Source organism: Arthrobacter globiformis (genome assembly GCF_030815865.1).
GTDB classification, from domain to species: Bacteria; Actinomycetota; Actinomycetes; order Actinomycetales; family Micrococcaceae; genus Arthrobacter; species Arthrobacter globiformis_B.
In genome coordinates this window covers 3,829,533-3,852,226 of sequence record NZ_JAUSXI010000001.1, presented here as the reverse complement: position 1 = coordinate 3,852,226, position 22,694 = coordinate 3,829,533, and the positions used below count along the sequence as shown (strand labels likewise).

21 protein-coding genes and 1 pseudogene are annotated in these 22,694 nt (G+C 65.5%); 13 read left to right on the top strand and 9 right to left on the bottom strand.

The features are described from left to right. Positions 1 to 69: 69 nt before the first annotated feature. Together QFZ33_RS17870 and QFZ33_RS17865 are read right to left on the bottom strand one after the other, a co-directional pair. Positions 70 to 915, bottom strand: coding sequence for an ABC transporter permease (locus QFZ33_RS17870; RefSeq protein WP_307029620.1), 846 nt, complete (start codon positions 913 to 915; stop codon positions 70 to 72). Continuing rightward, entirely contained in the window at positions 912 to 1,751 is an 840-nt protein-coding gene (locus tag QFZ33_RS17865) for an ABC transporter ATP-binding protein (protein WP_307029614.1), read from the bottom strand. Before QFZ33_RS17865 ends, QFZ33_RS17870 begins: the two co-directional genes overlap by 4 nt. Positions 1,752 to 1,964: 213 nt before the next feature. Here QFZ33_RS17865 and QFZ33_RS17860 point away from each other — a divergent pair, with 213 nt between their 5' ends. The 3 genes from QFZ33_RS17860 (at position 1,965) to QFZ33_RS17850 (ending at position 5,067) form a co-directional block, all read left to right on the top strand. Further along, positions 1,965 to 2,762, top strand: coding sequence for an IclR family transcriptional regulator (locus QFZ33_RS17860; RefSeq protein WP_307029612.1), 798 nt, complete (start codon positions 1,965 to 1,967; stop codon positions 2,760 to 2,762). 116 nt (positions 2,763 to 2,878) lie between these two features. Beyond that, on the top strand, positions 2,879 to 4,150 hold the full coding sequence (locus QFZ33_RS17855) for a CaiB/BaiF CoA transferase family protein (RefSeq protein ID WP_307029611.1): 1,272 nt from the start codon (positions 2,879 to 2,881) through the stop codon (positions 4,148 to 4,150). Beyond that, positions 4,150 to 5,067 carry a hydroxymethylglutaryl-CoA lyase gene (locus QFZ33_RS17850; RefSeq protein WP_307029609.1) on the top strand — a complete coding sequence of 306 codons (918 nt, stop codon included), beginning with the start codon at positions 4,150 to 4,152 and terminating at the stop codon, positions 5,065 to 5,067. The genes QFZ33_RS17855 and QFZ33_RS17850 overlap by 1 nt, the downstream gene beginning before the upstream one ends. Before the next feature lie 31 nt (positions 5,068 to 5,098). Here the strand turns inward: QFZ33_RS17850 and QFZ33_RS17845 are convergent. Further along, positions 5,099 to 5,372: pseudogene (locus QFZ33_RS17845) on the bottom strand (integrase core domain-containing protein); the annotation flags it as partial. 299 nt (positions 5,373 to 5,671) lie between these two features. On the opposite strand from QFZ33_RS17845, the gene QFZ33_RS17840 reads away from it, so the two are divergent. Further along, positions 5,672 to 6,367, top strand: a complete 696-nt coding sequence (locus QFZ33_RS17840; protein ID WP_307029607.1) for a hypothetical protein — start codon at positions 5,672 to 5,674, stop codon at positions 6,365 to 6,367. Here the strand turns inward: QFZ33_RS17840 and QFZ33_RS17835 are convergent. Then, on the bottom strand, positions 6,337 to 6,783 hold the full coding sequence (locus tag QFZ33_RS17835; protein WP_307029605.1) for a hypothetical protein: 447 nt from the start codon (positions 6,781 to 6,783) through the stop codon (positions 6,337 to 6,339). The two genes, QFZ33_RS17840 and QFZ33_RS17835, sit on opposite strands and share 31 nt — an antisense overlap. A 92-nt stretch (positions 6,784 to 6,875) precedes the next feature. On the opposite strand from QFZ33_RS17835, the gene QFZ33_RS17830 reads away from it, so the two are divergent. Beyond that, a complete protein-coding gene (locus tag QFZ33_RS17830) occupies positions 6,876 to 7,565 on the top strand; it encodes a helix-turn-helix transcriptional regulator (RefSeq protein WP_307029603.1) in 690 nt (229 codons plus the stop codon). 47 nt (positions 7,566 to 7,612) lie between these two features. Then, the gene (locus tag QFZ33_RS17825) at positions 7,613 to 8,842 is read left to right on the top strand and encodes a cysteine desulfurase family protein (protein WP_307029601.1); all 1,230 of its coding nucleotides are present in this window, start codon (positions 7,613 to 7,615) and stop codon (positions 8,840 to 8,842) included. Positions 8,843 to 8,866: 24 nt separating this feature from the next. Here the strand turns inward: QFZ33_RS17825 and QFZ33_RS17820 are convergent, their stop codons facing one another. Continuing rightward, positions 8,867 to 10,123 (bottom strand): NAD(P)/FAD-dependent oxidoreductase, encoded by a 1,257-nt coding sequence (locus tag QFZ33_RS17820; RefSeq protein WP_307029599.1) that lies wholly within the window; start codon positions 10,121 to 10,123, stop codon positions 8,867 to 8,869. 171 nt (positions 10,124 to 10,294) lie between these two features. Here QFZ33_RS17820 and mnmA point away from each other — a divergent pair, with 171 nt between their 5' ends. The 5 genes from mnmA (at position 10,295) to QFZ33_RS17795 (ending at position 17,276) form a co-directional block, all read left to right on the top strand. Continuing rightward, complete coding sequence (gene mnmA / locus QFZ33_RS17815; protein ID WP_307029597.1) at positions 10,295 to 11,434, top strand: tRNA 2-thiouridine(34) synthase MnmA; 1,140 nt, start codon at positions 10,295 to 10,297, stop codon at positions 11,432 to 11,434. Positions 11,435 to 11,683: 249 nt separating this feature from the next. Then, complete coding sequence (locus QFZ33_RS17810; RefSeq protein ID WP_307029596.1) at positions 11,684 to 13,318, top strand: ABC transporter substrate-binding protein; 1,635 nt, start codon at positions 11,684 to 11,686, stop codon at positions 13,316 to 13,318. Positions 13,319 to 13,447: 129 nt separating this feature from the next. Next, positions 13,448 to 14,539, top strand: coding sequence for an ABC transporter permease (locus QFZ33_RS17805; protein ID WP_307029594.1), 1,092 nt, complete (start codon positions 13,448 to 13,450; stop codon positions 14,537 to 14,539). Positions 14,540 to 14,541: 2 nt separating this feature from the next. Continuing rightward, on the top strand, positions 14,542 to 15,564 hold the full coding sequence (locus tag QFZ33_RS17800) for an ABC transporter permease (protein WP_307029592.1): 1,023 nt from the start codon (positions 14,542 to 14,544) through the stop codon (positions 15,562 to 15,564). Then, entirely contained in the window at positions 15,561 to 17,276 is a 1,716-nt protein-coding gene (locus tag QFZ33_RS17795; RefSeq protein ID WP_307029590.1) for an ABC transporter ATP-binding protein, read from the top strand. The genes QFZ33_RS17800 and QFZ33_RS17795 overlap by 4 nt, the downstream gene beginning before the upstream one ends. Positions 17,277 to 17,344: 68 nt before the next feature. On the opposite strand, the gene QFZ33_RS17790 is transcribed toward QFZ33_RS17795, so the two are convergent. Then, positions 17,345 to 18,001 carry an NADPH-dependent F420 reductase gene (locus QFZ33_RS17790; RefSeq protein ID WP_307029588.1) on the bottom strand — a complete coding sequence of 219 codons (657 nt, stop codon included), beginning with the start codon at positions 17,999 to 18,001 and terminating at the stop codon, positions 17,345 to 17,347. Positions 18,002 to 18,096: 95 nt separating this feature from the next. Between QFZ33_RS17790 and QFZ33_RS17785 the strand changes: the two genes are divergently transcribed. Together QFZ33_RS17785 and QFZ33_RS17780 are read left to right on the top strand one after the other, a co-directional pair. Next, entirely contained in the window at positions 18,097 to 18,519 is a 423-nt protein-coding gene (locus QFZ33_RS17785; protein WP_307029587.1) for a chorismate mutase, read from the top strand. Positions 18,520 to 18,522: 3 nt separating this feature from the next. After that, complete coding sequence (locus QFZ33_RS17780) at positions 18,523 to 19,563, top strand: hypothetical protein (protein WP_307029584.1); 1,041 nt, start codon at positions 18,523 to 18,525, stop codon at positions 19,561 to 19,563. Positions 19,564 to 19,594: 31 nt separating this feature from the next. On the opposite strand, the gene QFZ33_RS17775 is transcribed toward QFZ33_RS17780, so the two are convergent. The 3 genes from QFZ33_RS17775 to QFZ33_RS17765 are packed head-to-tail and all read right to left on the bottom strand — an operon-like array spanning position 19,595 to position 22,639. Then, entirely contained in the window at positions 19,595 to 20,314 is a 720-nt protein-coding gene (locus QFZ33_RS17775) for a DUF4166 domain-containing protein (protein WP_307029583.1), read from the bottom strand. Positions 20,315 to 20,361: 47 nt separating this feature from the next. Next, a complete protein-coding gene (locus tag QFZ33_RS17770; RefSeq protein ID WP_307029581.1) occupies positions 20,362 to 21,654 on the bottom strand; it encodes a DUF58 domain-containing protein in 1,293 nt (430 codons plus the stop codon). Positions 21,655 to 21,658: 4 nt separating this feature from the next. After that, positions 21,659 to 22,639 carry an AAA family ATPase gene (locus tag QFZ33_RS17765; protein ID WP_307031892.1) on the bottom strand — a complete coding sequence of 327 codons (981 nt, stop codon included), beginning with the start codon at positions 22,637 to 22,639 and terminating at the stop codon, positions 21,659 to 21,661. Between the last annotated feature and the right edge of the window lie 55 nt (positions 22,640 to 22,694).

The window sequence follows — 22,694 nt, the reverse complement described above, 5'->3', positions numbered from 1 at the left end:
TGGTGTTCGTTGGTCAAGGGCCGAAGGCCTCAGGCTGCAGCAGTGCTCGTGGTGCTGGTAGTTGGCTGTTTAGGACGACTGGGTTGGGCGCCACCGGAGGAGGTGCCGCTCCAGCCGGTTGACGAGGAGGTCGATGATGAGGACCACGATCATCAGAATGAACATGCCCGCGAAAACGCCCTTGGTGTCGAAGACGCCCTGAGCCTGAGCAATGGCGTAGCCCACGCCGGCTGAAGCGCCGAGGTACTCGCCCACCACGGCGCCTGTGATGGCGAAACCCACACTGATGTGCAGGCTGGAGAAGATCCAGGTCAGTGCGCTGGGGATGAACACGTGGCGCAGGAGCTGCTTCTCCGATGCGCCCAGCATCCGGGCATTGTCCACCAGCACGCGGTCAACGCTCTTGACGCCCTCCAAGGTGTTGAAGAAGACGATGAAGAACACCAGAGTGAAGCCGAATGCGACCTTGGACCAGATGCCCAGTCCAAACCAAAGCAGGAAGATCGGTGCCAGGACCACGCGGGGAAGGGCGTTGAACATCTGCAGGAACGGATCAAGGAGCCTCTCAAGAAAGCGGACCCTAGCAAGGAGGAAGCCCAGGAGAAGGCCGGCGGCGGCACCGACGAGAAAAGCCAGAATGGCCTCCTGCATCGTGACCCATAGGTGCGGGAACACGAACCCCGACGACACCCACACCCAGACAGTCTGGAAGATGTCGGACGGAAGCGGGAAGAAGAATTCGTCAACAATCCCGGCGCGCGCGGAAAGCTCCCAGGCGCCAAGAACCGCGATGGTGAGGAGGAGCTGCGTGCTTCGCATCGCCAGCGGGGACATCTCCGTCCTGCGGGTACGCTGGCGCGTGCCGCCGTCCAGTGCCGCGGAGAGCCCGTTTTTCTTGGGTCGCACGAGCGTCATGCGACTTCGCCTTCTTCCGCCATTGCCGTTTCGTACGTCTTTGAAACTTCGATCTTCAGCCTGCCCCAAATCTCGCGGTGGAGGGACACGAACTTCGGGTCATCGCGGATGTCGAGCAGATCGCGCGGGCGCGGAATGTCAATCTCGTAGCTTCCCACCACGGTGCTGCCCGGCCCCGCCCCGAGGATTACCACCTCGTCGGAAAGGGCGATGGCTTCATCCAGGTCATGAGTGATGAAGACGACTGCCTTACCGGATTCCTGCCAGAGCTGAAGGAGTTCGTTCTCCATGATCTGGCGAGTCTGCACGTCGAGTGCTGAAAATGGTTCGTCCATAAGCAGGACGTCCGGGTTGACGATCCAGGCCTGCGCGATGGCTGTGCGCTTGCGCATGCCTCCACTGAGCTGGTGCGGATAGCGGTCCGCGAAATTCTTGAGTCCAACCTTCTCGAGCCAGCGCCGTGCCTCCGAATAGGCTTCCGCCTTCGAGACCCCGGCCATCGTCAAGCCTAGGCTCACGTTATCAATCACCGTCTTCCACGGCAGAAGGGGGTCCTGCTGAAACATATAAGAGGCACGCCGGTTCACGCCGCTCACCGGTTCGCCGAAGCTCTGCACGGTGCCCGCGCTGGGATTCAGAAGTCCGGCCGCCATGTTGAGGATGGTGGATTTGCCGGAGCCGGTGGGGCCGACAATCGAGACGAAGCGGCCGGGCTCGACCTTGAGGTCGATATCGCGGACGGCGAAGTAAGTCTCACCCCCGGGCATGGGGAATTGCTTAGTGCACCCGGTGAGCTCCACCGCGTACGTCGAGGTGTCTGCCTTTGCAGCTGGCATCATTGCACTCTTCCCGGCCGGCGCTGGCCGCTTCTTGTCGCTGCTAATTCTCTCGGTGGGGCGAGTGCGTGTTGTCGCCCCCCGATGTCCTTGGCCTCTTCTCCGAGGCCTTGGACGTTGTGCCACATCGTGGGTTCTCCATCATGATGTGGACATGATGGTAGCAGTAACCCGTGTCACACTCAACGGGCCGGAGGCTCATACACTTTGTCCATGAGTTCCAACGAAACCGCGGCTACGCCGTTGCTGGTTCTTCGGAAGATCACGTCCATCCTGGATGCCTTTTCGCTCACCCAGCCTGAGCTTTCGCTGGCCGAAATCCGCTCGGCTACGGGCGTACCCCACTCCACGGTCCAGCGCCTGGTTGCCAATATGGTTCAGGAGGGCATCCTGGACCGGCATGGGGATCGGTTCCGCGTCGGAGTCCGCATGGCCCACTGGGCCGCCCCGGCAACGCAGGGGCTCGACTTCCTCGAATTGCTCACGCCGGTGCTGCGGGGGCTGCGTGATGAACTCGGAGAGACGGCTTGCATTTTCCGTGAGTCCCAAGGAAAGCGGGTCTGCATTGCCCTTGCGGAAACCCGCCGAATGCTGAGGCGAGTGGTGCAGGTGGGGGAGATCATGCCGCTGCACGTCGGTGCCGCCGGCCGTGTCCTCCTGGCGTGGAACCCGGATGTGGCCGAACAGGTTTACCGCTCGGGGCTGCACTCGCTGACGGAACAGACAATCACGGATGCCTCCAGCCTTGAAGCGGCCGTCGCCAAAACCAGGGTGGAGGGGTTCGCCATCACCACCGGTGAACGCGTTTCGGGTGCGAGCGGAATCTCGGCACCGATCTTTGGGCCGCAAGGGGAACTCTTCGGCGCCCTGACCGTCATGGGTCCCGCGATGAGGATGCCCTACGACGTGTGCGCCTCCTGGGTGGAACCCGTCCTCGCCGCGGCCGAGGAATCAACCCGGGTCATCGGAGGAACAATTCCGCAGGAAGGACTATCCGCATCGTGGATTTAGGTCCACAATGTGAAAGAGTCTGGCGCCAAAGAGGACCGGCTCAATAGGCTCCCCGCTAACCGAATCCGTGGCCTCTGTCCCGGATTGCCGACGCTGGCAGAACAGGAGTTCCAAAGATGGCGAAGGTTTCCGAGACCACCACGCGAGGCGACGAGCCGGGCCCTGACCCCCGACCCGGCCCTCCCCACACCGCCGATCCGTTGGCAGGCGTGCGCGTCCTTGAACTTGGATCCCTGATCGCGGGCCCCTTCGCCGGCCGTCAGCTTGCCGACTTCGGTGCGGAGGTCATCAAGATTGAGTCGCCGGAGCAGCCGGACCCAATGCGGGAGTGGGGCCGGGCCAGGGTCCAGGGGCACACGCTCTGGTGGTCGGTACAGTCGCGCGGCAAGAAATGCGTCACGCTGGACCTCAAGTCCCCCCGCGGCCACGGGCTGTTCCTGGAGCTCTGCAAGGAGGCGGACGTCATCCTCGAGAATTTCCGCCCCGGGACCCTCGAGAAGTTGGGACTTGCACCCGAGGAACTCTGGAAGGTCAATCCCGGGCTCATTATTGCCCGGGTGTCCGGCTACGGCCAGACCGGACCCGATGCACAAAAACCCGGCTACGCGTCCGTTGCCGAGGCTCGCGGAGGACTGCGGTACCTGAACGGCTATCCCGATCAGGCGCCTCCGCGGACCGGCATTTCGCTGGGGGACAGCCTGGCGTCGCTCTATGCGCTGCAGGGAATCCTGTTGGCCCTGTACTGGCGGGACGCCCGCGGGGGAACCGGGCAGGTGGTGGATGTGTCCCTCGTGGAAGCCTGCTTCTCGCTCCTCGAGAGTGCCGTGCCTGATTATGCGGCAACCGGGGTGGTCCCGGGTCCCAGCGGTTCCGGCCTCAAAGGGATCGCGCCGTCGAACATCTTCCGTTCCAAGGACGGCAAGTGGGTGGTCATCGCAGCCAACCAGGACTCGGTTTTCGTGCGGCTGGCTGCCGCCATGGGCAGGCCGGAGCTGGCGTCAGACGTACGGTACAGCAACCACGCGGCCCGGGGCGCTCATCAGGATGAGCTGGAGTCACTGATTGCCCAGTGGGCTGCCGGTTTCAGCCATGAGGAGCTGACCTCGCTGTTGGACGGCTACTCCGTGCCGAACAGCCCGGTCAGCAGCATCGAGGACATTTTCCAGGACCCCCAGTTGCGCGCCAGGGGAATGCTGGTCGATGTGCCGGACGAGCAGCTGGGCACCGTGGTGCAACCCGGAATCATTCCCAGGCTGACCCGCAGCACAGGGGAGATCGGGTGGAGCGGGCCCTTGGCACCGGGCTCCCACAACCGGGAAATTTACGGGGGGCTGCTCAAGCTCTCTGCCAGGGAACTGCAGGACGCCAAGGATGAAGGTGCAATCTGATGAATCACGTACAGGCTCCGAGGCCGGTTTCCATTGTGGACGTCAGTCCGCGGGACGGGCTCCAGAACGAAAAGGTGCCGGTCAGCACCGAGGACAAGCTGCGGCTCATCAATGAGCTCATCTCCCTGGGCGCGAGGAGGATTGAGGCGGTCAGCTTTGTTAACCCCCGGAAGGTCCCGCAGATGGCAGACGCAGATGCGGTCATGGCAGGCGTGCCCAGGGAGGCCGGGGCCAGTTTCATCGGGCTGGTGCTGAACACTAAGGGCGCCGTCCGTGCCGTCGATGCGGGGGTGGACGAAATGAACTACGTGCTGCCGGTGACAGACGCCTTCGCCGCCGCGAACCAGAAGACCACCGTGGCCGCAGCCCTCGATTCACTTGAGGAAGTATCCTCGATCGCCGCCGGGGCCTCGATTCCCCTCACCGTGACTGCTGCCGTCGCCTTCGGCTGTCCGTACCAGGGCGACGTGCCCAAGGAGCAGACTCTTGCTGTGGTCCGCTCAGCGCTGCAGCGCGGAGCGCTGGCAGAGATAGCCCTGGCGGACACCATCGGCTGTGCCGTCCCCTGGCAGGTCGGTGATGTGTTCGGCGAGCTGCGCTCAGAAACGGACGTGCAGTTGCGGGCGCATCTGCACGAAACACGCCACACCGCGCTGGCTAACACTTACGCGGCCATGGCGGCCGGCGTCGGCGTTTTCGACAGCGCGGTAGGAGGCCTGGGCGGTTGCCCCTTTGCACCCGGTGCGGCCGGCAACATCTCCACAGAGGACCTGGTGTGGATGCTGGAACGCGCAGGGTTCAGCACCTCCATCGATCCTGTGGCGGCCACCGAACTCGGCCGCTGGATCTGCGCCAAGGTGGAGACGGCGCCTCGTTCAGGACTGGCAGGTGCCGGGGTGTTTCCCAAGGCTGCGTGACTTGTGCAGGTCAGCCGCGGCAACACTGCCGCTAGTTGTATTGACCTGAGAGGTTGGTGACGCGGCTGGCCGGTGTCTGACTCTGAGGGCAGTGTGGGCTCGATGGTGATTGTAGGCGTGGAGCCATTCGGGGAAAGCTGCGACACGCTCGGCCTCCGAGCGGTAGGGGCGGATGTAGGCCCATTCCTCCAGCATCGCGTGGTTGAACCGTTCGACCTTGCCTTTGGTCTGTGGGCGGTAGGGGCGGGTGCGTTTGTGCTTGATGTCCGGCTCAGGGCCTGAGCGAAGGCCCGGGACCGGTAGCAGTGGTAGCCGGGCCTGCGGTTGGCGTGGTGCCGGTCTTGTTCCAGCCTGCGACCCTGCCCAGAACCCGGTGTCCGCCGCTTCGCGGCCCGGCGCAAACTCCAGCACTGGTCAATGACGCACTGCGCGAGCTGCAGCCGGCCAACGAGGCGTCAGAAGAGCGTTAGGGCGGGACATGAAGGCCTCCGTGCGTGGAATTGGACTCTAGACAAGCCCCACTCCACCCGGAGGTCTTCCCCATGTCACCAACCCACGCCGAGCGTCACTAACGTCCGTGGTCAATAAAGCTAGACTTTTCGGAATGGGAGTTCGGACAGGTCGCGGTGATGCCCGCCGTACGCACGTGGTGATGGCAGCCGTTGCGGCCGCTGCCGCGCTCGGCGGTTGCAGTGTTGGTGTCCCGGATCCGGCTGCCCGGAGTAATCCGCCTCTCAGCAGCGGACCGGGCACACCGACTATTACCCCCGGACACGACGCCGGTGCCGTGGCCGCCCGCGACATGCCGTTCTCGGCAGGGGCCACTCTGGCGCATGGGGTTCCCGTCGGGCTGTCGGAGGACCTGGCCGAAGCGCCGCAATGGAAACAGGTGGTTAGTAACGCGGGTGGCGCAAGCCGCTATCAAAAATCCGACGGCTGCAAGGTGGCGGCCGAGGTGCGCCAGAACCAGTGGCCCCTGGTGGCGGCTGATGACAGGGAATCAACGGCGGCGCTGTTTGCCTATCTGGACCCTACTGTCCTGCCCGCTTATTTGAAGCCGGCATCGCTGCGGTGGGGCGGTGAGCGGGGCAAGCCCGGGCCAGCCGTGGATGTACTGGTTCTGGAACGTGCCGCCAAACCAACAGGTCAGAAAGCCGACAGGGCCACGTCGGTGCTGGCCCGCGTTTTCGGTACGTCCGGCTCGTCCGTGTATATGTCGGCGTCGTGCCCGACGGCGGCGGCGCTCGCCGCCGCCCGGGCAGACATTGCTCAGTGGCTGACGGTGGTTCCGCCCGGCTGATGAGGCGCTGGGGCGGTGGCCAGCCGGTTAAGGGCCAGTGCCCCCACAAACAGTCCGAAGTCGCGCAGTGCGACGTCGTAGTAGGCCCCGAGGATGACCAGGTTCACGATGATCCCCAGGAGCCAGGCAGCTACCACGAGCGAACCGATCCGCGGCCGGACGGCTACCAAAATTCCCGCAATTATTTCCACGACGCCGACGGCATACATCAGCGTCTGCGCCGGCAGATGAACCGTTGCCGGAACCATCGGTGCGAGGTAGCCGGTCCAGTCGGTCAGGAGGTTGGTGAACTTGTCCAGGCCGAACAGGATGGGCGCAACAGTGAAGACGGTGCGCAGGACCAGGAACGCCTGGCGGGCTGGATCCGCTGCGAGCGTCTGCGGGCTTGCCGACTCCTTTAGTGCCGTGGTTTTCATGACTAACTCCCTTCTAAAAGTAGATAACTTGATTTTAGAACCAATGGTCCTTCTTTAGCAACGGATCTTGATTTTAGAGTTAGGCTGGACTCATGAGCCGACCGGTTGAGAGCCGCGAATCAAAGACCGCTCTTTCGTGGACCGGCCGTCTGGCAGCCCTGGCCTCGCTGGGTGACGCCAGCAGGCGGCGCCTTTTTGAGTACGTCGCCGGGCAGCCGTCGGCAGTGGGGCGGGACGACGCTGCGGCTGCGCTGGGCATGCCCCGGTCTACAGTGTCCTTCCACCTGGACAGGCTGGTCCGCGACGGGTTGCTCGCCGTCGAGTTCCGCAAGCTCGGCGAAAAGGCCGGCCCGGGGTCGGGCCGTCCGGCGAAGCTGTACCGCCCGGCCCTGGAAGAAGTGGGAGCGTCGGTACCGGACCGGAGCTATGACCTAGCCGGAGAGCTGATGGCCACCGCGATTGAATCCTCCATGGCCGGCGGGGGAGGGGTACGCGAGGCACTGGCTGACGCGTCCTATTCCCGGGGCCGTGCCCTGGGTGGGAACGGATCGTCCCTGGATGAAGTGCTCGGGAGCATTGGCTACATGCCCGAACAGGACGCCGAGGGCGGCATCATCCTGATGAACTGTCCTTTCCACCGGCTCGCTGACGGGCACGCGGACGTGGTGTGTGCCATGAACGGGGCGTTCTTGAGTGGTGCCGCCGCTGCCTGCGGGGTGCCGGAGGAGAAGGTGGTGGAGGACAGGACAGCCGGGCGCTGCTGCGCCAGGATCAGGCCCTGACTGATGCCCGGCGGTGTCGGAAACCCCGCGGCGTCTAGAATTTAAGCGTGCCTGTTTACCTGGACCATGCCGCCACCACACCCATCGCCGCCGAAGCCCTGGCTGCACTGACGCGCGAGCTGTCCCGGACCGGAAATCCGTCGTCCCTCCACGGCTCCGGCCGCCGGGCGAGACGCTCCGTGGAGGATGCGCGGGAAACCCTCGCCGCCGCGACAGGGGCCCATCCCTCGGAGGTCATCTTCACCTCGGGCGGCACCGAAGCGGACAACCTGGCCGTCAAGGGCCTGTATTGGTCCCGGCTGGCGGAAGACCCGCGCCGGCGCCGGATCCTGTGTTCCGCCGTCGAGCACCATGCCGTGCTGGACACTGTGGAGTGGCTGGAACGCCACGAAGGGGCGGAAGTTTCGTGGCTGCCCGTCAACCAGGACGGCGTGCTGGACCTCGAAGCGCTGCAGACCGAACTGGTGCGTGAGCCCGAGTCAATTGCGCTGGTGACGATCATGTGGGCCAACAACGAGGTCGGCAGTATCCAGCCCGTCCACCGGGTGGTAGAGCTTGCGCACGCCGCCGGCGTCCCGGTGCATTCCGACGCGGTCCAGGCGTTCGGCTCCGTTTCCTTGGATTTCCGGGCCTCCGGGCTGGATGCCATGTCCATCTCGGGACACAAGATCGGCGGGCCGGTCGGCGTCGGTGCGCTCATCCTTGGCCGGTCGGTGAAGCTCACGCCGGTACAGCACGGCGGCGGCCAGGAGCGTGACGTCCGCTCGGGGACGCTCGACACGGCGTCCATAGCGGCCTTCGCCGCCGCTGCTGACTGGGCCGCGAGGAACCTTGAGGCCGAGGCGGCGCGGATTTGCGGGCTGCGCGACCGGCTCATCACGGGGGTCCGTGACGCGGTTCCGGCGGCGGTGCTGCGCGGCCCGGAGGGCGAGGGGCGACTGCCCGGCAACGCCCATTTCACGTTCCCCGGCTGCGAGGGCGACTCCCTGCTGTTCCTCCTGGACCTCGCCGGCGTCGAATCGTCCACCGGCTCCGCGTGCACGGCAGGTGTTCCGCGTCCGTCGCATGTCCTCCTTGCCATGGGCCTGGACGAGGAGACCGCGCGCGGTGCACAGCGCTTCACCTTGGGGCATCCTTCGACGGAAGCGGACGTCGATGCACTCCTCGCGGCCCTGCCAGGTGCTTATGCCCGGGCGCGGCAGGCCGGAATGGCCGGGCACGAATCCTCCATTCAGACGGCTGCCACCGTTGCCCGGCAGGGGTCCGGCATCAGCTGATCCGGTATCAGCTGGTCACTGCCATCACCTGATCCCGGGCATCAGCTGGTCGAGCGGAACCGTCTCGTCCGCCAGCCGCTCGGCAGGCACCTCGGTCCGGCCGGTGATGAGCGCCTTGATGGTCTTCTGGGCACTTGGCTTGACGGACCGCGGCCAATTAACGCTCATGCCGGCCACAACACGCCCGTCCTGCTGCCAGAAGGCCACGAACTCCTTGCTGTCCAGCGAGCCGCGGATGACCGGAGCCGCCTTTGCTGCGAGCGACGGGAAGCCCGAGTACTCCATGCTGACGTCGAACTGGTCGGTGTAGAAGTAGGGAACCGTGTCCAGCACAACGTCCTGACCAAGCATGGCCCTGGCCGCCACCTTGCCGCCGTTGAGCGCGTTGGACCAGTGTTCGCTGCGGTGGTGCTCGCCGGTAAATGGATGCAGTGCATTGGCGGCGTCGCCGGCAGCAAAAATATTCGGAGCGCTGGTGCGGAGCGAAGCGTCCGTGAGGATACCGTTGCGGACCTCCAGCCCGGCCGCGGTGGCGAGTGCCGTTTCCGGAACCACTCCTACTGCGATGACCACGATGTCCGCGGGCAGGCGCTCGCCGGCGTCGGTCACCACGGCGGTCACCATTCCGTTCTGTCCGGTGATCTCCCTGGCGGAGGCGGGGAGCCGGAAGTGGACTCCGTTGTCCTCGTGCAGGGTGCGGAAAAAGCTGCCAACCTCTGGGCCGATCGCCGCGGCAAGCGGGATGTCCTCAAGCCCGAGCAGTGTGACCTGGTTGCCGTAGGTGCGTGCCGCCGCGGCCAGTTCCATCCCGATCCAGCCGGAACCGACGAGCACAACGTTCCGTCCGCCAGGCGACAACTGGTCCCGCAGGCGGCGGCTGTCGTCGAGCGTGCGGAAGGTGGTGACGCCGTCCAGTTCCTTGCCGCTCAACGGCAGTGTCCGGGGCGCCGCGCCGGGCGCCAGCAGCAGCGCCCCGTATCCCTGGATTGTTCCGTCTGCGAAGCGGACAGCGTGGGCTGCCGGATCAACCGATGCCACCGGTGTGGCCAGCCGGAGGCTGACGTTGTTGTCGGCGTACCAGCTCTCCGGCGCGACCTCGACGGCATCCTCCCCGGCTTTGCCGAGCAGGTACTCCTTGGACAGCGGCGGCCTGAGATAGGGAGGGTGCGGCTCGGTCCCCACGATGGTGATGTTCCCGGCGTATCCTTCGGCGCGCAGGGTGCGGGCCGCCGTCGCTCCGGCCAGCCCTGCGCCGGCGATGACAATGCTTTCAGGGGTCATAGCCCTACTCGATTCAGCCGGCAGGCCAAAGACCCGCATTCTAAAAATGATACTCTTGACTTTAGAAGGCCCGGCCGGGACCGTCAAGGAAATTTAGGCCTTGATTCCGGTAGCAAGTAGAATAGTTCGGCAACCCGTGCGTCCTGGGTCCAAATCCAACAGAAAGCCATAATGCGAGTTCTAGCAGCCATGAGCGGCGGAGTTGACTCCGCCGTTGCCGCCGCCCGCGCCGTCGAGGCGGGGCACGACGTCGTTGGCGTTCACCTCGCGCTATCGAGGATGCCGGGCACCCTGCGCACCGGCAGCAGGGGCTGCTGCACCATTGAAGATTCGCGCGATGCCTGGCGGGCCTGCGACGTCCTGGGGATTCCCTACTACGTGTGGGACTTCTCGGAGCGGTTCAAGGAGGATGTGGTCCAGGACTTCATCGACGAGTACGCCGCCGGCCGCACCCCCAACCCCTGCATGCGCTGCAACGAGCGCATTAAGTTTGCCGCCCTGCTCGAAAAGGCGATCGCCCTCGGGTTCGATGCCGTGTGCACGGGCCACTATGCCAAGGTCATCGAGGACACCGACGGAAACCGCGAGCTGCACCGGGCCGCCGACTGGGCGAAGGACCAGAGCTACGTCCTGGGCGTGCTCACCCATGAGCAGCTGAAGCACTCCATGTTCCCGCTCGCGGACACCCCGTCGAAGGCGGAAGTGCGCGCGGAGGCCGAACGGCGCGGACTGTCAGTGGCCAACAAGCCGGACAGCCACGACATCTGCTTCATCCCGGACGGCGACACCGCCGGATGGCTCGCGGAAAAGATCGACATGACTACGGGCGACATCGTGGATGAGACCGGCGCCAAGGTGGGCGAACACGGCGGAGCGAACACGTTCACCGTCGGGCAGCGGCGGGGGCTGAAGCTTGGCCGGCCGGCGGCGGACGGCAAGCCGCGGTTCGTGCTGGAGATCCGGCCGAAGGAAAACAGGGTGGTGGTGGGCCCCGAGGCCCTGCTGGCCATCGACGAGATCCGCGGCATCAAGGTGTCCTGGGCCGGCCTGCCCATCGATGAGGTTGACTCCGGCGCCGACTTTGACTGCCATGCGCAGGTGCGCGCACACGGCGACCCCGTTCCTGCCATTGCGCGGATGGAGCGTATTGCCGACGACGCCGGGATCGAGCGGGACAGCCTTGTGGTGACCCTAACCGATCCGCTGCGCGGTGTTTCGCCGGGCCAGACCGTGGTGCTCTACCAGGGCAGCAGGGTCCTCGGCCAGGCGACCATCGACGCTGCGCGGTCCCTGCAGCGGGCGCAGCTCTAACCGTGCTCCGGTTCTCGGAGTAGGAACGGCCGGCGGATGATCCGCCGGCCGTTTTTTGTTCGGCGTTTCCCGTTTCTGGCCGGTCTGGTCAACCGGGCGCAACCCCATCTGATAAATTTTGTGTCTCAACTCACACGATGCAATGTTTCACCGGGCAACCTTCTGGTTGAATCAGAGGCATCAGCGGGCTGCCCGCACACGAGTCAGATCGGGCACCCCGCGCGTACTCACCGAACAGAAAGTTCACAGATGGCAAAGAATCAGAGGGCCTTGCGGAGCGCTATCGCGCTGGCAGGCGTTTCCGCTTTCGCACTCACGGCCTGCACCGGCCCGTCCGGAGGCGGGGGAACATCCACCGGCGGCGCCGGCGGAGGGACCATCACCTACGGGACCACGGACAAAGTTGTCACCCTTGACCCTGCCGGATCCTACGACGCCGGCTCGTTCATGGTCATGAACCAGATCTATCCGTTCCTCATGAACTCCAAGCCCGGATCAGCCGAGGCCAGCCCGGACATCGCGGAATCCGCCTCCTTCACGAGCCCCACGGAATACACCGTGAAGCTTAAGCCGGGCCTCAAGTTCGCCAACGGCCACGCGTTAACGTCCTCGGACGTCAAATTCTCCATCGACCGCGTCGTCAAAATCGCTGACCCCAATGGGCCGGCGTCACTGCTCGCGAATCTGAAATCGGTGGCAGCCAAGGATGATTCCACGGTCGTCTTTACGCTTAAGGCGGCGAACGACCAGGTCTTCCCTAGCGTCCTCGGTACCAACACCGGTCCCATCGTCGATGAAGAAGTCTTTCCGGCGAACAAGATCATGAGCGACGACGAGATCGTCAAGGGCAAGCCCTTTGGGGGCCAGTACACTATCGAGAGCTACAAGAAGAACGAGCTTGTCAGCCTCAAGGCCAACCCGGACTACAACGGCTTGCTCGGCAAACCAGCCAACGACGGCGCCAACATCAAGTACTACGCCGACTCCAACAATCTGAAGCTGGACGTGCAGCAGGGCAACATCGACGTTGCCGGCCGCAGCCTGACAGCCACCGACGCCGCGGACCTTGAAAAGGACTCGAAGGTCAAGGTGCACAAGGGACCCGGCGGCGAACTGCGCTACATCGTCTTCAATTTCGACACCATGCCCTTCGGCGCCAAGACCGCCAACGCCGACGCCAAGAAGGCGCTCGCCGTCCGCCAGGCCATGGCCGACATTGTCGACCGAGACGCCATCGCAACCCAGGTCTACAAAGGCACCTACCTTCCTGCGTTCTCCGTCGTTCCGGATGGACTGCCGGGTGCAGCGCAGCCCCTCAAGGAGATGTACGGCGACGGCAACGGCAAGCCCGACCTTGACAAGGCCAAGAAGGCGTTCGCCGACGCCGGCATCACCGGCACGGTCAACATCAAACTGCAGTACAACCCCGACCACTACGGCAAGTCCTCCGGCGATGAATACGCCATGATCAAGGAACAGCTGGAAAAGTCGGGCCTGTTCAAGGTGGACCTGCAGTCCACGGAGTGGGTGACCTACTCCAAGGCACGCACCGCGGACGCCTACCCGGTCTACCAGCTTGGCTGGTTCCCTGACTACTCCGACGCGGACAACTACCTCACGCCGTTCTTTATCCCGGGCAACTTCCTCAAGAACCACTACGAGAACCCGGCGGTCACTGACATCATCAAGAAGCAACTGGTCACAGCTGACAAGACCGAGCGCGAAAAGTCTGTCGGCGACGCGCAGACGGCCGTCGCCAAGGACCTTTCCACGTTGCCGCTGCTGCAGGGCGCCCAGCTGATGGTGGCCGGCGCGGATGTCAAGGGCGTAGAACAGACGCTGGACCCGTCATTCAAAACCCGCCTCGGAGTGATCTCGAAGTAGGGCTCCACCCCATCAGGTCCTGACCAGCCAAGGAGGCGGGACGCCTTCCGGGCGTTCCGTCTCCTTGCTGGCCGGTGAACAGCGGATTCCGGATCCGTGACGGGCCCGGAAACACAGAATCAGGCAGTAATGACAACTCTCATTGAGGCGCCGCCAAGCGACGCAGACGGCCTTTTGCCGACAAAGAAAAAGAAGTCCGGCGGGGGACTGGGCCAGTACATTCTGATCCGGTTCCTCCTGATCTTTCCCACTATCTTCATCCTGGTCACCATGGTGTTCTTCCTCATGAGGATCACCGGCGACCCCATCACGGCTGCCATGGGCGGCCGCCTGCCTCCGGAGCAGCTGCAGCAGCGGATTCACGATGCCGGATACGACCGGCCGCTCCCCGTCCAGTACTTCGAATACCTGGCCCAGCTGGTGACCGGCAATTTCGGCACCACCCTGTCTGACAACCGCCAGGTAACTGAGATGCTGGCAACCTATGGTTCGGCCACGCTCGAACTCACCATTAATGCACTGATCGTCGCGCTTTTGGTGGGCATTCCATTCGGGATGATCGCCGCGCACCGGCGTGACCATCTTCCCGACGCGGTACTGCGCGTTTTTGCCATTCTCTGCTATGCCACACCCGTATTTTTTGCCGGTTTGCTGCTGAAGCTGACCTTCGCCGTGTGGCTGGGCTGGCTGCCCGTGGCAGGTCGGGCGAAAACCTCCAGCGAACTTGCCCTCACCGGGCTCCAGGCACCAACCGGAATCTATTGGCTGGACGCGCTCAGAAGCGGCAATATGGCCGCCCTCGGCGACGTGATGGCGCATGCCGTCCTGCCCGCTGTTGCCCTGGGCCTGCTGACAGCAGGCATCTTCCTCCGTCTGGTGCGAACCAATCTCATCGGCACACTGGGCCGCGACTACATCGAAGCGGGCCGCTCCCGGGGCGTCAGTGAATTTCGGCTGGTCACCAAGCACGCCTACAAGCCTGCCCTAATCCCCATCATCACCGTCATGGGCCTCCAGATCGCGGTGATGCTCGGCGGCGCAGTGCTTACGGAAAAAACCTTTGAGTGGAAAGGGCTGGGCTTCCAGCTGGCCAACTACCTGACGGCCCGCGACTTTGTGGCCGTCCAGGGCATCGTAGTCCTCCTGGCCGTCATCGTCGCCATCACCAACTTCATCGTGGACATCGTGGCCGCGCTGATCGATCCCCGTGTGAGGTACTGACAATGAGCACCAACCCTCCAGTGGAAGCCAGCGTGCACCGCAAAGCACCGCTGCTCAAACGGCTGCCCGTCATTTCCCATTTCAACAAAAGCGTCGGACTCCAGCGGGGCATGCTCGTCGTCGGCCTCGTCCTGACGGGCACGTTCCTCCTGACCGCCATTTTCGCGCCGCTCCTCGCCCCCTATGGATTTGCGCAACTTTCCGACGCCGACGGCAGCTTTCCCACGCAGCAGGCTCCCGGCGGAAAGCATCTGCTGGGCACCACCGTGGGCGGCTACGATGTCCTGTCCCGGGTCATCTGGGGCTCCCAAACCGCCATCCTCGTGATCCTTGTGGCCGTGGTGCTGTCCATCTTCGCCGGCGTCATCCTCGGCCTGGTGAGCGGGTATCTCGGCGGCTGGCTCGACCGCATCCTCGTGGTGGTGGCAGACGCCATCTACGCGTTCCCGTCACTACTGGTGGCCATCGTCATGGCCATCGTCATCAGCGGCGGCGAGTCCAGCCTCTTTGGCGGCGTGCTCGCCGCGGCGATCTCCATCACCGTGGTGTTCATTCCGCAGTACTTCCGGGTCATCAGGGCGGAGACCATCAGGCTCAAGGCCGAACCCTTTGTCGAATCAGCGAAGGTGGTGGGTGCCTCCAGCATCCGCATCATGGGCAGGCACATCTACCGGAATGCCACCCGCACCCTTCCGCTCATTTTCACCCTGAATGCCTCAGAGGCGATCCTGACCCTCGCGGGCCTGGGCTTTCTGGGATTTGGCATCGAGCCCTCGTCCGCCGCCGAATGGGGCTTCGACCTCAACAAGGCGCTGGCGGACACCACGTCAGGCATCTGGTGGACCGGCGTGTTCCCGGGTCTCGCCATCGTCTGGACGGTGCTTGGCCTCACGCTGGTGGGGGAGAGCATCAACGACCTCAACGATCCCCGCCTCCGCGGGCGCAAGCGCGCCGGGAACAAGGGCGGACCCGACCCGACCGCGGCGGCCCGGGCAGCCATTTCAGCAGATGTGAGAAGCTCATGACCATCAATATCGGATCTGTTTCTGACCGGCACGCCGCCGGCACCGGACCGGTGCTGGATATTGACCATCTCAAGGTCACGTTCGCCACCGACGCCGGGGACGTCTACGCCGTCAAGGACGTGAGCCTTGAGGTGAAGGCGGGGGAAGTGCTCGCCATCGTCGGTGAATCCGGTTCTGGCAAGACCGTGACGGCCAAGACCATCCTGGGCCTGCTGCCGGAAACTGCCATCAGCTCCGGGGCGGTGCTGATCAACGGCAGCAACGTCATCAGTGTCAGCCCGGGGAAGCTGCGCCAGATCCGGGGACGTGACGTGGCCATGGTCTTCCAGGAGCCGTCCACGGCACTGAACCCCGTGTTTACGGTCGGCTGGCAGATCGCCGAAGGGATCCTTGCCCACGCAAGCCGGGACAGCGGCAAGCGGGTTACGGCGAAAGAGGCGAAGGCCAAGGCCGTCGAAGCCCTGCGCAAGGTGGGGATCCCGGACCCGGAAACCCGCGTCAACTACTACCCGCACCAGTTCTCCGGCGGCCAGAAGCAGCGCGTGGTCATCGCCGCAGCGCTCGCCCTGAACCCGGGGCTGATCGTGGCCGACGAACCCACCACCGCCCTGGACGTCACTGTGCAGGCGGAGATCCTGGAGCTCCTGCGGGACCTAAGGGACAAGTACGGGACGTCCATTGTGCTGATCACGCACAACATGGGCGTCGTGGCCGACCTCGCCGACCGCGTCGTGGTGATGTACCAGGGCGACGTCGTCGAGGAAGCCAGCGCGAGATCCCTCTTCGCCGATCCGCGGCAGGACTACACGCGGAAGCTGCTGGCCGCCGTCCCGCACCTTGGCCGGCACTCGGCCTCCGAAGGTATGACGGAGCGGGCGCACCAGGGCGGGCAGGTGCTGGTGGAGGCCAAGGGCCTCACCATCGAATATCCCGGACGGCTTGGCAGCCCCGCCTTCAAGGCAGTGGACGGGGTGAGCTTCACGGTGTCCGAGGGCGAGGTGTTCGGACTCGTTGGCGAGTCCGGCTCCGGGAAGACCACCATCGGCCGGGCCATCGCCGGCCTCAACCGGACCACCGGCGGAAGCCTGAACGTCCTGGGCTACGAGATGCTGAACTTCAAGGAACGGACCTTCAAGCCGCTTCGCAAGGAGATCGGGTTCGTCTTCCAGGACCCGGCAGCGTCCTTCAACCCGCAGCTGACCATCGGCGACTGCGTCGCCGAACCGCTGGTCATCCACACAAACCCTTCACCGGCGCAGGCGCGCAAGCGCGTGGGTGAGCTGCTGGAGTCAGTCCAGTTGCCGGCGTCGTACGCTGACCGTTTTCCGCATGAGCTGTCCGGCGGGCAGCGCCAGCGCGCCTCCCTGGCGCGGGCGCTAATCCTGAACCCGAAACTGCTCATCGCCGATGAGCCGACGTCGGCGCTGGACGTTTCGGTGCAGGCGAAAGTCCTGGAGCTCTTCCGTGAGATCCAGCGGGAGTTCGGGTTCGCGGCGCTGTTCATCAGCCACGACCTTGCGGTGGTGGATATGCTGTCGCACTGGGTCGGGGTGCTGTACAAGGGCAAACTCGTTGAGCAGGGAATCGGTCATCACGTCATGAGCTCTCCGCAGCATGACTACACGAAGCGCCTGATCGCGTCGCTGCCTGTCCCGGATCCGGCCGAGCAGGCGAGGCGCCGGGAGGACCACCGCGCCCTGTTGGGCATCTGAGCACAAATGGCACGGCAAACTGGCGTCCCCGCCCTCCGCAGAGGGCGGGGACGCCAGTTTTCGCTGTTCTAGTCAGAAACCACCTTGATGTTGAATACGCTGTCCCCCTGCTTGAGGAAAATCCGCAGCCACAGCGGCAGCCACATCTCCATGCCCCGTGCCGCCTCGAGCGGGCCCAGGTCCCTGATGTGTTCGGTCCGCCACCCAAAGTCCAGCAGGAGTCCGGCCACCACTTCCTTGGCCTCTGCGTCGTCCCCGGCCATGAACACGTCGTGATCCCCACCTGCCAGCCGGTCCGGCGCCACCATGACGTCGGCGCGCATGGTGTTCAGGGCCTTCACCACGCGGGCCGTGGGAAACGCCCTTTGGATGGTTTCCGCGAGGCTGTCGGTGTTCGAGATGGAGAGCGACGGCGGGAAGCCAGCCGAATGGTCCAGCGGGTTGGCCACATCGATCAGCACCTTGCCGGCGAGGTTCTTCGTGCTGGCCGCAGCCAGCACGTCCAGCGAAACCGCGCCGGGAGTCGCGTTGATGACCACCTCGGCCTCCGCCGCGGCGTCGAAGAACGTCGCGGCTTTGGCTCGCGGCCCCGCCGCCGCTGCCCACCCCACGGCGGCCTCGTTGGTGGCGGTCCGAGACCCGAGAACGACGTCGTGCCCCGACTCCACGAGTTTTCCCGCCAGGGTTCTGCCCGCCACACCGGTACCAAGAACTGCGATCCTCATGTGCATCCTCCCTCATCAATATGCGCGAACACTTCATTCTCTGCCAGCATCCTTAACACGGGCAGAGAGTCCTGCGGTGCCCATAGACTGGAACCATGACCGAGCTGAACCATGATCTGCCTGACACCGACTCATACAATCCTGCCGCCAGCTCTCTGGCCGGGCATGTGGATCCTGCGGTGATGGCGGAGCTGCTATCAATCCGGTCAAGTATCGACAACATCGATGCAACCCTCGTCTACCTTCTAGCGGAGCGGTTCAAGGCTACGCAGAAGGTGGGATTCCTCAAGGCTGCCCACCGCCTCCCTGCGGGGGACCCCAGCCGTGAAACTGCCCAGATCGCTCGGCTCCGCCGCCTCGCCGAGGACGCGCAGCTGGACCCGGCGTTTGCGGAAAAGTTCCTGAACTTCATCATCGGCGAGGTGATCCGGCACCACGAGGCGATCGCAGAGGACCACAACGCCGGCGGCGGAACGGCCAACGGGTCGGCCAGCCCCTCCGCGCCGATTACTGCCTAAGCCGTGCCGGACCTAGACCTTCAGCTGCCGGCCCAGGTAACTGCCACCGCCCTTGGACCATGGCCGGGCCAGGACCCGGTGGAGGCCACCCGCATCATCCGCGGTGAGCTCGGCAGCCCGCACCTTCCTTTTCTGGCTGAACTTCCCGACCGCGGCGTCGGTGCCGACGCCATAGGCCGCACCGCCTCACTCCTGGTGGACCTGGCAGTGGACGTCCAGCCGCACGGCTGGCGGATCGTTGACCGGCCCGGGCGTGACCTGGTCCGGGCAAGGTCTGCCCTGTCCACGGACATCAACGTGCTGGCCGATATCGCCGGCGAAGAGGACAGCGCCGCCGATGAATTCAAGGTCCAGCTGCGGGGCCCCCTGAGCCTGGCCGCCGGCCTGCACCTGCACAACGGCGAGCGTGCCCTGATCGACTATGGCGCCCGCCGCGATATCGCTGCTTCCCTCGCCGCCGGGGTTGGTGCGCACTTGGCCAAAGTGTCCGCCGCCGTTCCAGGGGCCAGGCTCGTGGTGCAGCTGGACGAACCGGACATAGCCTCCGTCCTCGCCGGCACCATTCCCACCTCCAGCGGCTACCGGACCCTGCGCTCCGTCCCCGGACACGAGGTCACGGAGCTCTGGCGCGTGGTGGTTGACGCCCTTCGCGGGGCCGGCGCCGCCGAGATCGCCATTGCGGTGCCGGAGATCGAGGCCCCGTTCGAAAGGATCCTGTCTGCCGGCGCGGACGCCATCGCGGTTCCGCTGCGGGCCCTGACCACCCGGCAGTGGGAGCAGCTCGCGGAGGCAGTCGAAGCCGGCAAGCGGCTCTGGGCAGGGGCCCTGCAGGTTGACGGGCCGGGCGGCGTGCCGAAGGCATCCGACGTTGTTGAATCTGTCCGGCGTCCGTGGCAGCAGCTGGGACTGCCGATCGCGGCGCTCGGCACGGTGCGGGTCACGCCGTCGGGCGGCCTTGAAAGGCAGTCACCCGCCGCCGCGACGGAAGTCATCACCCGCCTGACCCAGGTTGCCGACGGCCTGAACCAGCTGGCGCTCGGTTGATCAGCGCCCGGCCGAGCATGCTGGAGCTGCCTTAGCTTCGTCTCTCCCAGCGGTCCGGCCTGGCATGCGCCGGAATGAAGCCAGCCGAAGAACATCCGGGCGGATACGGTTCCAGCCGGTAGTCGAAGTGCCCCGCATAAACCAGGACGAGGCCGAGCTGCGGCTGGATCACCTTGACCTGGATCCTGTGCCGCCCGGTTTCCCCCGCGGCCGGATCCCACCACTGCTCCGCGTACGCTTTCGCGTCAAGGGCGGCTGGCAGCGGCAACCGGAGCGGGCCGAGGAACACCCGCGATACTTCGGAGACTCCCCGCAACCGGCCCTCGGCCGTCACGCCGAGGTTGAGGTCCGTGACCAGCCGGTGGTACCGGCCCACATAGTCAACGAGGCGTGCCTGGCCATCGGCGCCGCCCGCTTCCACACTCGTGGTGTCTTGGAAGATCCTTCTCCTGCCGGGGAAGAATATCTCGCGCCGGGCGGTCAGGCTGGAGCGGCCGAAAGGATCGAGATGCGCATGGTTCTCGATCCGGAACGGCACGCCCTCGCCGTACTCCGGAAAGAATGCCTGCTCACCGGCGGTCAGCCGAAGCATCGGCCGCAACCACTGCTGCCTGCAGCCCGCCACGTCGAAAACGCCCTCGCCGACGCCAAAGCTGCCGGAACCCGGGGCAAGCGAAAAGTACTCCTGCAGTTCCGGCTGCAGCCGGAAGAAAGCGGCGCCCAGCGCCTGGCGGTAGATCGGGGCGTTCACGGCGGCTCCTGACATCTGGTCTGATGATTCTGCATTCCGGCTGACACTCACAGCCGCCCTGCCGCCTTGAGCCGGATATAGGCATCGGCCAGCGCCGGCGGCAGCTGGTGAGGTTCGGCGTCCACCACTTCGACGCCGAGTTGGCGGAGCTGGGCACTCACGGCTTCCCGCTCGAGCAGGGCTCGTTCCGCGGCCGCCGCGCGGAACACCTGGGCCGCCGTCGTCCTGTCCTGGAGCATCTCGCCAAGCAGGGGGTCCCGGACCGACGCCACCACCACTACGTGCTGCTGGGCGAGGCGCGCCGCCATCGGAATGAGGCCTTCCTCCGGCGCGCCGCCATCCAGTGAGGTGAGCAGGACCACGAGCGAACGGTGCGCCGAAACTGCCCGGACCTGGGCAGGCACCTGTGCCCAGTCCAGCTCGATGAGTTCTGCCTGCAGCGGCGCCGCCGCCTGGACCAGCTGCCCCAGCAGGTTGCCGCCCGCCGCCGTGCCGGCCCGGGCGCGCATCCTCCGGTCGAAGGCGAAGAAATCGACGCGGTCACCGCCGCGTTCGGCAAGGACACCCAGCAGCAGTGCGGCCTCGATGCCGGTATCCAGCCGGGGCTCGTCGTTCACGCGCGCAGCGGCGGTCCTCGATGTGTCCAGCATGATCACCACGCGGCGGTCGCGCTCCGGCCGCCAGGTGCGGACGACGACGGCGGAGCGTCTCGCGGTCGCGCGCCAGTCGATGGAGCGGACGTCATCGCCCCGGACATAGTCGCGCAGGGAGTCGAATTCGGTTCCGGCGCCGCGGATCTGCACTGCCGCCTTGCCATCGAGTTCCCGCAGCCGGCGCAGTTTGGACGGCAGGTGCCGCCGGGAATTGAAAGGCGGCAGCACCCGAAGTGATCCGGGAGCGTGCACGGTTTTTTGGCGGGCGGCCAGCCGGAGCGGCCCGAAGGAGCGGACTGTGATGTGGCGCGCCTTGAGGTCGCCCCGCCGTACGGGCCTGAGCCTGACGCTTAGGCGGCGTCTTTCACCGGCCGGAACTTCTGCCGCCTGGACCGGGTTTTCCGCCCCGGCGGAAGGCTGCCAGGCGTCACGCACCAAGGCCCTGAGCCTTCGCGTGCCACGGTTATGCACCGTCAGCACAGAGTCCGCCGCGCCCCCAAGCGTGACGTTGGCGGGCGCTGACCTTTCCACCGATACCTGCTGCAGTGCCGCAGCCAGCAACACGTCCAGCAGGATCAGGGCACCGAGGACCAGGAGCACGGCAAGCACGGTCAGCCAGCCGGGAAAGAGGAGGACCGGTGCCAGCCCGGCCGCCGCCAGGAGTACGAACCGCCCGGAAATGGCCACGGGATCAGCGGGGGACCGGCACGGAGGCCAGGATGCTGCCCAGCACGTCGTCCACCTGGACACCGTCCATCAGGGCTTCGGGCCGGAGCGCCACACGGTGCCGCAGGCACGGCTGTGCCAGCGCCTTGACGTCATCCGGAGTGACAAAGTTCCGGCCTGAAAGCCAGGCCCAGGCCCGCGACGTGTTCAGCAGTGCTGTGGCGCCGCGCGGCGAGACGCCAAGCTGGAAGGACGGGGCCGCACGGGTGGCCCGGACCACGTCAACGATGTAGCCCAGCACCTCCGGCGCCACTTCGACGGCGGCTACTGCCCGCCGTGCCCGTTCCAGTTCGTCGGCCCCCGCCACCGGGCGGATGCCGGCCGCGGCGAGGTCACGGGGATCGAAGCCGGCGGCGTGCCTGCGGACGACTTCGATCTCGGCGGCACGGTCAGGCAGGGGCATGGTCAGCTTGAGGAGGAAGCGGTCCAGTTGAGCCTCGGGCAGGGGGTAGGTGCCCTCGTATTCGACGGGGTTTTGCGTGGCCGCCACGATGAAGGGCACCGGCAGCCGGCGCGATACGCCGTCCACGGACACCTGGCGTTCCTCCATGGCTTCCAGCAGTGAGGCCTGGGTCTTGGGCGGCGTCCTGTTGATTTCGTCGGCCAGGAGCATGTTGGTGAAAACCGGGCCTTCGCGGAAACTGAAGTCCGAATTGGCGGCGTCGTACACCAAGGACCCCGTGACGTCGCCGGGCATGAGGTCCGGTGTGAACTGCACGCGTTTGGTGTCCAGACTCAGGGCAGCGGACAGGGCCCGGACCAGGAGTGTCTTTGCCACGCCCGGCACGCCCTCGAGCAGCACATGTCCGTGCGACAGCAGGGCGATCAGCATGCCGGTGACCGTGGAATCCTGGCCCACCACTGCCTTGGCCACCTCATGCCGGACGTCAAGCAGCGCCTGCCGGACAGGATCCGGGGCATGATCCGGGGCGTGCGGAGCGGCCATGGTGCCCACCGGCGCTACGCCGTAGGTCCCGTCGCCGTAGGTCCCGTGCGGGTGG

What these genes read in the sequence shown, in the direction of transcription:
- QFZ33_RS17870 (WP_307029620.1), bottom strand. Translation starts at nt 915, where the DNA reads ATGACGCTCGTGCGACCCAAGAAAAACGGGCTCTCCGCGGCACTGGAC.
- QFZ33_RS17865 (WP_307029614.1), bottom strand. Translation starts at nt 1,751, where the DNA reads ATGCCAGCTGCAAAGGCAGACACCTCGACGTACGCGGTGGAGCTCACC.
- QFZ33_RS17860 (WP_307029612.1), top strand. Translation starts at nt 1,965, where the DNA reads ATGAGTTCCAACGAAACCGCGGCTACGCCGTTGCTGGTTCTTCGGAAG.
- QFZ33_RS17855 (WP_307029611.1), top strand. Translation starts at nt 2,879, where the DNA reads ATGGCGAAGGTTTCCGAGACCACCACGCGAGGCGACGAGCCGGGCCCT.
- QFZ33_RS17850 (WP_307029609.1), top strand. Translation starts at nt 4,150, where the DNA reads ATGAATCACGTACAGGCTCCGAGGCCGGTTTCCATTGTGGACGTCAGT.
- QFZ33_RS17840 (WP_307029607.1), top strand. Translation starts at nt 5,672, where the DNA reads ATGGGAGTTCGGACAGGTCGCGGTGATGCCCGCCGTACGCACGTGGTG.
- QFZ33_RS17835 (WP_307029605.1), bottom strand. Translation starts at nt 6,783, where the DNA reads ATGAAAACCACGGCACTAAAGGAGTCGGCAAGCCCGCAGACGCTCGCA.
- QFZ33_RS17830 (WP_307029603.1), top strand. Translation starts at nt 6,876, where the DNA reads ATGAGCCGACCGGTTGAGAGCCGCGAATCAAAGACCGCTCTTTCGTGG.
- QFZ33_RS17820 (WP_307029599.1), bottom strand. Translation starts at nt 10,123, where the DNA reads ATGACCCCTGAAAGCATTGTCATCGCCGGCGCAGGGCTGGCCGGAGCG.
- mnmA (WP_307029597.1), top strand. Translation starts at nt 10,295, where the DNA reads ATGCGAGTTCTAGCAGCCATGAGCGGCGGAGTTGACTCCGCCGTTGCC.
- QFZ33_RS17810 (WP_307029596.1), top strand. Translation starts at nt 11,684, where the DNA reads ATGGCAAAGAATCAGAGGGCCTTGCGGAGCGCTATCGCGCTGGCAGGC.
- QFZ33_RS17805 (WP_307029594.1), top strand. Translation starts at nt 13,448, where the DNA reads ATGACAACTCTCATTGAGGCGCCGCCAAGCGACGCAGACGGCCTTTTG.
- QFZ33_RS17800 (WP_307029592.1), top strand. Translation starts at nt 14,542, where the DNA reads ATGAGCACCAACCCTCCAGTGGAAGCCAGCGTGCACCGCAAAGCACCG.
- QFZ33_RS17795 (WP_307029590.1), top strand. Translation starts at nt 15,561, where the DNA reads ATGACCATCAATATCGGATCTGTTTCTGACCGGCACGCCGCCGGCACC.
- QFZ33_RS17790 (WP_307029588.1), bottom strand. Translation starts at nt 18,001, where the DNA reads ATGAGGATCGCAGTTCTTGGTACCGGTGTGGCGGGCAGAACCCTGGCG.
- QFZ33_RS17785 (WP_307029587.1), top strand. Translation starts at nt 18,097, where the DNA reads ATGACCGAGCTGAACCATGATCTGCCTGACACCGACTCATACAATCCT.
- QFZ33_RS17765 (WP_307031892.1), bottom strand. Translation starts at nt 22,639, where the DNA reads ATGGCCGCTCCGCACGCCCCGGATCATGCCCCGGATCCTGTCCGGCAG.